10 protein-coding genes are annotated in these 11,728 nt (G+C 36.8%); 4 read left to right on the plus strand and 6 right to left on the minus strand.

The window, feature by feature from the left end; translation table 11 throughout:
* Window positions 1-70: 70 nt before the first annotated feature.
* From radA to ABIZ51_04605, 5 genes are read right to left on the minus strand one after another with little or no spacing between them, the layout of a single operon-like run.
* A complete protein-coding gene (gene radA, locus ABIZ51_04585) occupies window positions 71-1,441 on the minus strand; it encodes a DNA repair protein RadA (protein ID MEO7088052.1) in 1,371 nt (456 codons plus the stop codon).
* A gap of 56 nt (window positions 1,442-1,497) precedes the next feature.
* Window positions 1,498-2,664, minus strand: coding sequence for a serine hydrolase (locus tag ABIZ51_04590; protein ID MEO7088053.1), 1,167 nt, complete (start codon window positions 2,662-2,664; stop codon window positions 1,498-1,500).
* Window positions 2,665-2,682: 18 nt separating this feature from the next.
* Window positions 2,683-3,411: a lipoyl(octanoyl) transferase LipB gene (gene lipB, locus ABIZ51_04595; GenBank protein ID MEO7088054.1), complete on the minus strand. Its 729-nt coding sequence runs from the start codon at window positions 3,409-3,411 to the stop codon at window positions 2,683-2,685.
* A 7-nt stretch (window positions 3,412-3,418) separates the two neighbouring features.
* On the minus strand, window positions 3,419-4,402 hold the full coding sequence (locus tag ABIZ51_04600) for a bifunctional phosphoglucose/phosphomannose isomerase (protein ID MEO7088055.1): 984 nt from the start codon (window positions 4,400-4,402) through the stop codon (window positions 3,419-3,421).
* A gap of 58 nt (window positions 4,403-4,460) precedes the next feature.
* Window positions 4,461-5,144, minus strand: coding sequence for a ComF family protein (locus tag ABIZ51_04605; GenBank protein MEO7088056.1), 684 nt, complete (start codon window positions 5,142-5,144; stop codon window positions 4,461-4,463).
* 108 nt (window positions 5,145-5,252) lie between these two features.
* Between ABIZ51_04605 and ABIZ51_04610 the strand changes: the two genes are divergently transcribed.
* Entirely contained in the window at window positions 5,253-6,191 is a 939-nt protein-coding gene (locus ABIZ51_04610; GenBank protein ID MEO7088057.1) for a hypothetical protein, read from the plus strand.
* Window positions 6,192-6,224: 33 nt separating this feature from the next.
* On the opposite strand, the gene ABIZ51_04615 is transcribed toward ABIZ51_04610, so the two are convergent.
* A complete protein-coding gene (locus ABIZ51_04615) occupies window positions 6,225-7,427 on the minus strand; it encodes an amidohydrolase family protein (protein ID MEO7088058.1) in 1,203 nt (400 codons plus the stop codon).
* Between the two features lie 63 nt (window positions 7,428-7,490).
* On the opposite strand from ABIZ51_04615, the gene rlmN reads away from it, so the two are divergent.
* The 3 genes from rlmN to ABIZ51_04630 all read left to right on the plus strand — a co-directional run bounded on the left by rlmN (window position 7,491) and on the right by ABIZ51_04630 (window position 11,721).
* Window positions 7,491-8,543: a 23S rRNA (adenine(2503)-C(2))-methyltransferase RlmN gene (gene rlmN, locus ABIZ51_04620; protein ID MEO7088059.1), complete on the plus strand. Its 1,053-nt coding sequence runs from the start codon at window positions 7,491-7,493 to the stop codon at window positions 8,541-8,543.
* Window positions 8,544-8,665: 122 nt separating this feature from the next.
* On the plus strand, window positions 8,666-9,805 hold the full coding sequence (locus ABIZ51_04625; GenBank protein ID MEO7088060.1) for a cystathionine gamma-synthase: 1,140 nt from the start codon (window positions 8,666-8,668) through the stop codon (window positions 9,803-9,805).
* Window positions 9,806-9,912: 107 nt separating this feature from the next.
* Window positions 9,913-11,721 carry an ABC transporter ATP-binding protein gene (locus ABIZ51_04630; protein MEO7088061.1) on the plus strand — a complete coding sequence of 603 codons (1,809 nt, stop codon included), beginning with the start codon at window positions 9,913-9,915 and terminating at the stop codon, window positions 11,719-11,721.
* Window positions 11,722-11,728 lie beyond the last annotated feature (7 nt).

Consider the following 11,728-nt stretch of genomic DNA (forward strand, 5'->3'; position numbering starts at 1 on the left):
TGCAAAATTAGATAAATACACCTAACAAGCAATAGCTAAGAAAAAATCGTTTGAAAAATTATTTTTTTGGCTATCCAAATAACAAACTAAATACCTCTTCTATCTTGCCAACAAAGGTGAGTTGGATGTTAAATTTTTTTACGTCCAAGCCTTTTTTATTGTATTTGGAAATGAAAATTTGATCGAAGCCTAATTTTTCGGCTTCCGAAATTCGTTGTTCAATACGATTTACCGGACGAATTTCTCCAGAAAGTCCTACTTCTCCAGCAAAACAAATTTTTGGCGAAATCGGAATGTCTTCATTAGACGAAAGCACTGCGCAAACCAAGGCCAAATCAATTCCCGGATCTTCTACTTTTATGCCACCAGCAATATTTAAAAAAACATCTTTCGCACCCAAGCGAAATCCGCAGCGTTTTTCTAAAACAGCCAATAACATTGCTAATCTGCGTAAATCAAATCCGGTAGAAGAGCGTTGCGGAGTTCCGTACGCAGCGCTACTTACAAGTGCTTGCGTTTCAATTAACATCGGTCGTAATCCTTCCATTGTTGCAGAAATGGCAACTCCACTCACAGGCTCTTCGCGGTTTGTAATCAGTATTTCAGAAGGATTGCTCACTTGTCGCAAACCACTTCCTTGCATTTCGTAAATGCCTAATTCGTTGGTAGAACCAAATCTATTTTTTGCTGTTCGCAACAAACGATACACATGATTTCTGTCGCCTTCAAATTGCAAAACCGTATCCACCATGTGTTCCAACACTTTTGGTCCAGCAATGGAACCATCTTTTGTGATGTGTCCAATAATAAAAACAGGCGTTCCGCTTTCTTTTGCGTAGCGCATTAATTCGGCTGCGCTTTCGCGGATTTGTGAAATACTTCCTGGCGATGATTCAATTCTCGCTGTGTGCAAGGTTTGTATGGAATCCACAATTACTAATTGCGGCTCCAATAATTCAATTTGTTTGAAAATATTTTGGGTAGATGTTTCAGATAAAATATAACACTCCGGATTTGTCATCCCAATTCTGTCGGCACGCATTTTAATTTGTTGTTCGCTTTCTTCGCCGGATACATAAAGCGTTCGGAGGTTTTTTAATTTTACAGCAAGTTGAAGCATCAAAGTAGATTTTCCAATGCCAGGTTCTCCGCCAAATAAAACCAATGAGCCGGGAACAATGCCTCCGCCCAAAACACGACTCAATTCTTCGTCTTCAATAGGAATGCGATGTTGCTCGGAAAGTTCAATTTCAGAAATAAGCAAAGGTTTTGATGCACGTTGCGTACTTTGCGCGATACCAGGCGTTTTTACTTCATCGCCTTTCGAAATAATTTCTTCTACAAACGTATTCCATTCTCCACACGAAACGCATTTACCAACCCATTTAGGGGATTGTGCTCCGCAATTTTGACAGAAAAAAGTACTTTTTGTTTTTGCCATTTCAGTTTAAAATTCGCATTCGAAAAATTATTTTTTGAGAAGGAAAAAAATCGTTTTTAATTTGTTCCGTACATACTTAAAGCAGCATCCAAATATTCATACACATCGTCCGGATGCCCATCTGTTTGTCCTTTGGCACGTGTTTTTCCGAGTCGAACTACCACCATTTTTTCATCTGGAATTGCCAAAATATATTGTCCTAAAATACCGCGTGCATAAAAAACAGCGTGTCCTTTATAGTTTAACAACCACCAATTATAGCCGTATTTTTTATTTGGATTTCCAAAGTCATCTAAAATATTTGCAGGAGCTACAGAAGCTTTTACGTAAGCTTCCGAAACCAATTGCTTGCCGTTCCAATTTCCATTTTGCAAATACAATTCTCCGAAACGCGCGAAATCACGAGCGTTAGAGTTAAAACAACAATAAGCTTTTTCCACTCCATTCGGATGATCCAAACTCCAATACGCTGGATTTTCAGCTCCCATCGGTTGCCATAACTTAACTGATGCGTAAACGGAAAGCGGCATTCCTGTTGACTTTTCAACAATAAAAGAAAGTAAAGAACTATTCCCGCTAAGGTATTTAAAAGCTTTTCCAGGCGTTTCGGTAACTTTATATCCATACGTTAATTTTTGCAAATCCGTTCCGTAATAGGCTTGCGCAGGATAGGCAAACGGACTAACATAATTCTCATCAAAATTAATTCCGGAACTCATAGTCAATAAATCTTTAATAGTTAATTGTGCATTTTCTCCGTCTTTAAATTGTGATAAAAAATCTCCGACAGGCTCGTCCACACTTTTAATTTTTCCTCCGTCAATCGCAATTCCGACTAAAATACTGACAAATGTTTTTGCCATCGAAAAAGAATTGGTTACCGAATTTCTTCCGAAACCATCCCAATATTGCTCGTAACAAATCGAATCATTTTTCACAATAACATACGCGATGGTTTTGTATTTTTCCATGTCTGCCAAATCATTTGCAGGAATAGTTGCTTTGTTGTAATTTACTGCAACAGCCCAAGGTTGCGGCGTTCCAACGTTTACTTCTCGGTTCGAGAAAATTTTATATTCCGTAATCGAAGGACCTTTTCTGCCTTTCAAATACGTGTTAGCAATGCCTTTGTACAAATACGTTCGTCCCGAAATCAAAATCAAAAGATTCAACACAACAAGAATAATCACAATCCATTTTAAAATACTTTTTAGTGTTTTCATGAAATTGGTTTTGAAAAATTATTTTTTTGAGACGAGTTTTCCTACCTCAATAAATGTGGCTTGAAACAGCGTTGAAAAATGTTTTTTTACTTTTCCTTTTACTTCGTTGATGTCTACCTTTTTGCCCAATTCTTTTTCCAGCGAAGTTACAGCCTTGTCGGAAATCCCGCAAGGAATGATGTGATTAAAATACGTTAAATCCGTATTTACGTTAAACGCCAAACCGTGCATTGTAACCCAACGACTGCTGCGAACGCCCATGGCACATATCTTTCGGGCTTTTGCTAAATTATCCACATCCAGCCAAACGCCGGTTAAACCAGAAATTCTTCCAGCAGCAATTCCATATTCTGCGAGCGTCAAAATAATTACATCTTCCAAAAAACGCAGATACTTATGGATGTCCGTAAAAAAAGTATCTAAATCTAAAATCGGATACGCCACCAATTGTCCGGGACCGTGATACGTAATATCTCCGCCACGATTTATTTTATAATACGTTGCATTTTTTTGTTTTAAACTTTCTGCATTCAGCAAAAAATTATTTTCCGAACCACTTTTTCCGAGCGTATAAACATGCGGATGTTCGCAAAACAATAAATAATTTTTAGTCGGAATTTGTTCTGATTCAGGAGGTGTTCGATTTGCAATTTTTTGATTAATCGTTTCCGAAAATAATTTTTCTTGATAGTCCCAACAGACTTTATAGTCTATCAAATCCAAGTCCTGAAAAATAATTTTTTGCATGGGTATTTTACAATTTTCCCAATTCTGATTTTAAGTGATTAATCACATTTACTTCCACCGCGTCCACGCCATTTTGTTCGGCAACGAAATACGAAATCCAATCGCTGAGATGAATTAAATAAACAGCTTTTTCAATCAAAGAATTTCCTTTCGAATAAATTTCGACAATCGTAGAAGTATATTTTTCAAACACTTTTTTATTGATTTCGATGCGAGCTTGGTTGCGCGAAAAATCATCTTTATCTCTAAAAATAATGACTGCTAAATTTTCGTTTTTATGTGTCCAGCCCACCAATTCGTTGTGATTCATTTCGGGAATTACGTGGTGCCAACATAATATTTTTGCATTTTCATTTAATTGCTGGCGCAAGCGAATGGCAATGCCCTCGTTATAGGTGGTGCTGTATATTACTGGTAATTTATTTTTTAATTTCTCTGCGATTTTTTTTGCCTCTTCCAGAATTATTTTTTCATCTACATCAATTAATTTAATGGCATTTTCTAAGTCGTTCAAAAAATTATTTTTCAGAAGCCCGAAAAAATTCAGAATAAAAAATTGTTGTGTAAACGAGTAACCTAAACAAGTGCGTGGCGGCATTCCTCCAGGAATTAGAATACAATCCAATTGTTTTTCTTTCGCGATAGCAGCTATTTTACCGCCAGAAGTAATGCACACAATTTTTGCATTTCGTTGAATAGCCATTTCCAAACAATTCACCGTTTCTTCGGTATTTCCTGAATAAGAAGAGATAATTACAAGCGTATTTTTATTGACGTAAGCCGGAATAAAATAACCTTTGATTACTTCAACTGGGACTTTTATTTCTATCGCTACCAATTCCGAAACAATTGTTCCGCCAATGCCGGAGCCGCCTAAGCCAGAAATTAACACGTTTTTTATTTCGTGCGTGGACGCGCTTAATTTTATTTTTTTCCCAATATTCAGCGCTTCTTGCAATTGTTTTGAGAAGCCCGCAATCATATTTTTCATTCGCTCTTTTTATTTAAGGAAGGTAAAAGTAATAAAAAATCAGAAACCGATTGATTTTCTAAAGCGCCGCAAATGCGATGGCGGCAATGCTCACTGTTGTATTCGGAATTTTAAGCAGCGTTTGTGCGCAGGCTTCTAATGTAGAACCAGTAGTTACCACGTCATCCACAATTAAAATATGCTTCCCTTTTGCCAAAAAATTATTTTTTGTTTCGAAAATAGTTTCCACATTTTGCCAACGTTTATAACGCGATTTACGTGTTTGTGTTTCTGAAAAGGTATTTCGAAAAATTATTTTTTCGGAGCACTCAATTTGCATTGATTTGGCGATGCCTTCCGCGAAAAGCGAACTTTGATTGTAACCTCTTTTTTTTATTTTTTCGAGATGCAAAGGAACGGGAACCACCATATTTATATCTTTAAATAGATCAGTTTGTTTTAATTCATTTCCATAAAAATGGCCGAGTATTTTTCCAATTTCTTTCTGATTTCGATATTTTAATTGATGAATTAAATGTTGAATTTTTCCGCCTTTGCTAAAGGTAAACATCGCGGCTGCAGCAGCAATATCAGCTCTTCCCCAAAAAAGTCGCGCTACGGGATTATCTTGCAAATAATGATAATTTGTTTTTGGTAAACGATACAAACAATGTGTGCAAATTAAATTTTCGTTGTGCATTAAAATACCTTCGCAAGAAGCGCAAACAGGAGGATAAATCAAGGATAAAAAGTCTTTTAACATTTTTTAAGAAATCAGTAAAAAGATGATGGAACTAAAAAATTGTACTTTTGTAATCGCAAACGAAATAAACATCCTAAAAAGTATATTATCTTTTTTTAATTTAAAATTATGGAGAATACGCAAAGTCCAATTGACAAAAAAACGGAAGAACAAAAATCGAAAGACCGTGTTTTTATCATTATTATTATTATTCTCTTATTTCTTTGCGGAATACTTGGATGGCAATATTGGGTGCAAAAAAACAGAGCGGAACAAGAAATTGTTGTTACAAAAACAATAACTGTTGAACGCGATAATGTGAAAGATGATTTGCTGGCTTTGCAATCGCAGTACGGATCTTTAAAAACAAACAATACTGCGTTACAAGCGCAATTGGATAACAAACGAGATACTATTGCAGCTTTGCTGGTACAAGCTGAAAAATACAAAGACGATGCTTATATTATGTCGCGATTACGCAAGGAAACCAATACGTTGCGTGAGATTATGAAAGGATATGTGGTTACGATTGATTCCTTGAACACATTAAATCAACATCTTACGGTGGAACGCGATCAGGCAAAACACGATTTGAAATCTGAGCAAGGAAAAACGGAAACGTTGAACAAGCAAAACGAGGATTTACAAAGTGTAGTTAATACTGGCTCTATCCTCCAAGCCAATCATATTATAGTGGAAGGTGTTCATTTAAAATCTGGCGGAAAACGCGAATCAGAGACAACGCATGCCAAACGTGTGGATAAAATAAAAGTAAGTTTTACCATCGCGCAAAATAATATTTCTCGCACCGGGAACAGAGATATTTATCTTCGGATTATTTCTCCGGATGGAAAGGAATTATCCCAAACAGGTGATGAATCCAGCATGTTTGATTTTCAAGGCGGAAAAGGTTTTTTTGCAGGAAAACAATCCTTTAATTATCAAGATCAGGAAATCAGTTTAACGATGTATGGTTCCAGCAAAGATCCTTTTGTGTCTGGAAAATATATTATTAATATTTATTCTGACAAAGCGGAAATAGGGCAAACGACGCTTACGCTGAAATAAAAATTAAGTTGTGTTTTAAAAATCCGGTAATTATTACCGGATTTTTTTATGCGCTTTTACCAACACTTTTACTTCTGTATTTTTACTAAGCGAGCCATTATTTTTATTGATATTATTGAGAAGTAGCAATCCTGGGAATTTATTTTTTTCGATAGTTCCGAAAAAATCGCTGCAATTTAAAAAATCAGATCCATTTTTTGTTGCCCACGTAAGCAACGTATTTAAAGGAATTTCAGGACGAGCCACAGAAATTATTTTCAATTCTTCCAAAATGCTTAATTGATGATTAGACGCTAAACTGTCCGTCCCGATTGTGATACGTGCATTTTCGGAAATAAAATTTTCAAAATCAGGCAATTTATTTTCTATATACAAATTCGCATTCGGACAAAAACACCAATAAAGATGAGGATGAAAGGCGTTTGCCCATTTAATATCTTCACGCGAAGTAAATGTATTGTGAACCAATAAAAAATTATTTTTTTGTGCGAGTTGTGGCAAGGTAGCGCGCAAAGAATTTTTTTCGGGAGCTTTCCAAAAGTCTGTGTCAATGCCAAAAAGCTGCAATCGCGCTAAAATTTTTCCTTGTTTTTTTTCAAAAAATAAATTTTCATCTTCACATTCTTGGTTGTGAATGGTGGAAATAGAATTATTTTTTTCAGTTTCAAAAAATAATTTTTTCAAGAGGGTTTCTGAAGCCGAATAAGGTGCGTGTGGCGAAATAGAAACGTGATTAGAAACGTGTGAAATATATTTTTCTTTCAACGCCATACTTCGCGCAAAAGCATTTTCCGCTTTATCAGGATGAAATCCAAATACTTCAATAAACGTGTGGTAAAAAATATTTTTTCTACTTTTTTGTGCAAAACTTTTATCTCCATTTGAAATATCGCCAACAGCCACAATTCCGTTTAAAATCATTTCGTTTTCGGCATTTTCAATGGCTTGTGAAATTTCTTCTTCGTCGGCTTTGCGTTGTTTTTCAATTTCGCGAATAAACACATCCAATCCCGTTTTTTCGGGTAATTTATTTTTCAGATGTGAGAGTTCGAGATGGCAATGTGTGTTCACAAAACCCGGACAAATAATTCCTACGTGATTTTCTAATTCTTCTTTATTGACAGTATTTTCAGGAAGTACATCCAAAATTTTTCCGTCATCGGTTACGATGATAATTCCGTTTTTAATCGGAGGATTTTTTATCGAAAAAATAATATCGGCTGTAATTTTACGCATTGCTTATCATTTGATTTTGCAAAAATAGACGATTTTTCTCAGACTAATTTTTACCTTTGCCGCATGTCTGAAACACTTGACAAAAAGGATATTCGCACTTTATCGTTGGAAGAAATCGAAAAATATTTTCTCGAAAACGGAGAAAAAAAATTTCGTGCCAAGCAAGTGTATGAATGGCTTTGGCAAAAATCGGTACACCATTTTTCGGAAATGACCAACCTCTCGAAAACCACACGCGAATGGCTCGAAAATAATTTTTGTATTAACGCCGTGGAAATAGATTCCTCACAAATTAGTCGTGATAGAACCATTAAAAATGCATTTCGTTTATACGATGGAAATATCGTTGAAGGTGTTTTAATTCCTACTAAAACTCGTATGACGGCTTGCATTTCATCGCAAGTAGGTTGCAGCTTAACGTGTAAATTTTGCGCCACCGGACGTATGGAACGTTTGCGAAATTTAAACGCCGATGAAATTTATGATCAGGTAGTTTTGATACGAAACGAAGCACTCGAAAAATACAAAACGCCACTCACCAACATCGTGTACATGGGCATGGGCGAGCCTTTGCTGAATTATAAAAGCGTACTCGAATCGATTGAAAAAATAACTTCGCCGCAAGGCTTAAATATTTCATACCAACGCATTACTGTTTCCACAGCGGGTATCGCTAAAATGATAAAAAAATTAGGCGATGATGGCGTAAAATTTAATTTAGCACTTTCGCTGCACGCCGCGAACGACGAGAAACGCAGCAAAATAATGCCCATCAACGAACAAAATTCTTTGGATGCTTTAACAGAAGCCTTGAATTATTTTTACGAAAAAACCGAAACGCGCATTACTTACGAATACATTATTTTCAAGGATTTTAACGATACTTTGGAAGATGCGCGCGAGTTGGTAGATTTTTGCAAACGTACGCCTTGCAAGGTAAATGTGATTGAATACAATCCGATTGAAAATGGCGAATTTGAACAAACCTCTAACGAACGTTTAGAAGCGTTTACCAATTATTTGGAAAATAATAATGTGATTGTAAATGTGCGCAGAAGTCGCGGAAAAGATATTGATGCGGCTTGCGGACAGCTTGCCAATAAACAGAAAAAATAAATCGCATCAAAAATAACGCTTCGAAAAATTAATTTTTCAAACACTAAAATTCGTAAAATAATTATTTCCGGAAATAGCTAAACGTTTAGTAATTTTGCTTCCGAAAAAATAATTTTTTAACGATGAAATTCGGAACAAAAGCCATCCATGCCGGACAAGAGCCGGATCCAGCTACAGGAGCCATTATGACTCCCATTTATCAAACTTCTACTTACGTGCAAACCTCGCCGGGAAACCACAAAGGCTACGAGTATTCGCGTACGCACAATCCCACGCGCAGAGCCTTAGAAAAAAATTTAGCGGCGCTCGAGAACGGGAAACATGGTTTGTGTTTTGGCAGCGGAATGGCGGCTATTGATACGGTTGCGAAACTTTTAAAACCGGGTGACGAAGTCATTTCTACGAACGATTTATATGGAGGAACGTACCGAATTTTTACAAAAATATTTGCACAATACGGCATCAAATTTCATTTTATCGGAATGCAAAATGTATCCGAAATTGAAAAATACATCACCAAAAATACCAAATTGATTTGGGTGGAAACGCCCACCAATCCGATGCTGAACATCATCGACATCAAAGCGGTTGCGGCGCTTTCGCAGAAAAATAATATTTTGTTAGCGGTGGATAATACCTTCGCTTCGCCGTATTTACAAACGCCTTTGGATTTGGGCGCGGACATTGTGATGCATTCCGTTACAAAATATTTGGGTGGACATTCTGATGTGGTGATGGGTGCTTTGATTTGTAAAGACGACGCTTTGGCGGAACGTTTGGCTTTCATACAAAATAGTTGCGGCGGAGTTCCGGGTCCGCAAGATTGTTTTTTGGTTTTGCGTGGAATAAAAACACTTCATGTTCGGATGGAAAGACATTCCGAGAACGGGAAAAAAATTGCCCATTATTTGAAGAAACATCCGAAAGTAGAAAATGTGTATTGGCCAGGATTTGAAAGTCATCCAAACCATTTGGTTGCTAAAAATCAAATGCGTGATTTTGGCGGAATGATGTCGTTTACACTGAAAGGAAATAAATTGGAAGAGGCGCATAAAATATTATCCAAATTGCATTTGTTTTCCTTGGCAGAATCGCTTGGTGGTGTAGAATCTTTGTGCGGACATCCCGCTACAATGACGCACGCGTCCATTCCGAAAGAAGAACGCGAAAAAACGGGTGTGGTAGATTCCTTAATTCGTTTGAGCGTCGGAATCGAGGATGCAGACGATTTGATAAAAGATTTAGAACAAGCAATTGGATAAAATTATTTTTTCAGCTTCCAAAAAAATAATTTTTCGAAGGCTTTTTAAACATCGTTTGTAAAATAAAAATATATGCTGTACTTTTAGCTCCCTTTTGAAAGGAAAAAATGGAAAAAGAAGCATTATTAGAAGTCCGAAATTTAGTAACGGAATTTAGGACAGAAGACGAGACCGTGAAAGCCGTAAACGACATTACTTTCACACTCAATAAAGGGGAAACCATTGGTATTGTTGGAGAATCTGGTTCTGGAAAATCGGTTACGGCACTTTCCGTGATGCGCTTAATTCCAAATCCGCCCGGACGAATTACCGGCGGAGAAATCATTTTTCACTCGAGGCACAAAGGCACAGTTGATTTAACAAAACTGAGCGAAAAAGAGATGCGCTCTTTCCGTGGAAACGAAATTGCCATGATTTTTCAGGAGCCGATGACTTCCTTGAATCCTGTTTATACTTGTGGAGATCAAGTAATGGAAGCCATTATGCTGCATCAAAAAGTATCGAAGCATGAAGCGAAAGAACGGACAATTGCTTTGTTTAAAGAAGTGCAATTGCCACGTCCAGAAAATATATTTAGCACGTATCCGCATCAAATATCGGGCGGACAAAAACAACGTGTAATGATTGCGATGGCGATGTCTTGCAAACCTTCCATTTTGATTGCAGATGAGCCAACAACCGCCTTAGATGTTACGGTGCAACATACCATTCTTGATTTGATGGAAAAATTGCAGTACGAACACGAAATGGGAATTATGTTTATTACGCACGATTTGGGCGTAATTGCGGAATTGGCGGATAAAGTAGTAGTGATGTACAAAGGAAAAATTGTGGAACAAGGAAAAGTGTGGGATATTTTTTCAAACCCTCAACATCCTTATACCAAAGGACTTTTAGCTTGCCGTCCACCACTTAATAAACGTTTACATCGCTTGCCAACGGTTTCTGATTTTATGAAAATTGGCAACGATGGCTCCATGATAGAAAGCAATCAAAGTGTAACAGAAGTTACTGAAAAATTTCTTATTACGAGAGATGAGCGAGATAAACATCATGCAAAATTATATGCGAAAGAACCTATTCTTCAAATAAAAAATCTCAAAACATATTTTCCGATTAAAAAAGGACTTTTCGGAAAAACAGAAGAATACGTAAAAGCGGTGGACGATGTAAGTTTTGATGTATATCCTGGTGAAACACTCGGATTAGTGGGCGAATCTGGTTGTGGGAAAACAACTTTAGGAAGAACCATTTTGCGATTGATTGAACCAACGGAAGGGCAAATTATTTTTAAAGGGCAAGATATTACACATTTGGGAAGCAAAGAATTGCGCGACCTTCGGAAATACATACAAATTATTTTTCAAGATCCTTATTCTTCGCTAAACCCTCGTATCACTATTGGAGAGGCGATTTTAGAGCCAATGAAAGTACACGGTATTTTAGCCGATGACAAAGCGCGAAAAGCAAAAGTGATTGAATTATTGAATCGGGTAAATATGAATGAAACACATTTTTACCGCTATCCACACGAGTTTTCGGGAGGGCAACGCCAGCGGATTTGCATCGCTCGCGCTTTAGCACTCAATCCTCAATTTATTATTTGTGATGAGTCGGTTTCTGCTTTGGACGTTTCTGTTCAAGCGCAAGTATTGAATTTGCTGAACGAATTACGTGAAGAATTTGATTTTACGTATATTTTTATTTCACATGATTTATCTGTTGTAAAATTTATGTCGGACAGAATGGTGGTGATGAACAAAGGAAAAATAGAAGAAATGGGAGATGCCGATGCGATTTCTTTAAATCCTCAACAAGAATATACTCGGAATTTAATTAATTCAATTCCCAAAGGGCAATTGTCTGATATTCAAGCATCCATTGACCGCAAAAATAAAAAAATGCAATTCGTATAAAGTTAAG

It is taken from the genome of Bacteroidia bacterium, from assembly GCA_039924845.1.
Classification (GTDB): domain Bacteria; phylum Bacteroidota; class Bacteroidia; order DATLTG01; family DATLTG01; genus DATLTG01.

Excerpts from the sequence above, each read along its gene's own strand:
- radA (MEO7088052.1), bottom strand. The coding sequence starts at position 1,441 with ATGGCAAAAACAAAAAGTACTTTTTTCTGTCAAAATTGCGGAGCACAA.
- ABIZ51_04590 (MEO7088053.1), bottom strand. The coding sequence starts at position 2,664 with ATGAAAACACTAAAAAGTATTTTAAAATGGATTGTGATTATTCTTGTT.
- lipB (MEO7088054.1), bottom strand. The coding sequence starts at position 3,411 with ATGCAAAAAATTATTTTTCAGGACTTGGATTTGATAGACTATAAAGTC.
- ABIZ51_04600 (MEO7088055.1), bottom strand. The coding sequence starts at position 4,402 with ATGAAAAATATGATTGCGGGCTTCTCAAAACAATTGCAAGAAGCGCTG.
- ABIZ51_04605 (MEO7088056.1), bottom strand. The coding sequence starts at position 5,144 with ATGTTAAAAGACTTTTTATCCTTGATTTATCCTCCTGTTTGCGCTTCT.
- ABIZ51_04610 (MEO7088057.1), top strand. The coding sequence starts at position 5,253 with ATGGAGAATACGCAAAGTCCAATTGACAAAAAAACGGAAGAACAAAAA.
- ABIZ51_04615 (MEO7088058.1), bottom strand. The coding sequence starts at position 7,427 with ATGCGTAAAATTACAGCCGATATTATTTTTTCGATAAAAAATCCTCCG.
- rlmN (MEO7088059.1), top strand. The coding sequence starts at position 7,491 with ATGTCTGAAACACTTGACAAAAAGGATATTCGCACTTTATCGTTGGAA.
- ABIZ51_04625 (MEO7088060.1), top strand. The coding sequence starts at position 8,666 with ATGAAATTCGGAACAAAAGCCATCCATGCCGGACAAGAGCCGGATCCA.
- ABIZ51_04630 (MEO7088061.1), top strand. The coding sequence starts at position 9,913 with ATGGAAAAAGAAGCATTATTAGAAGTCCGAAATTTAGTAACGGAATTT.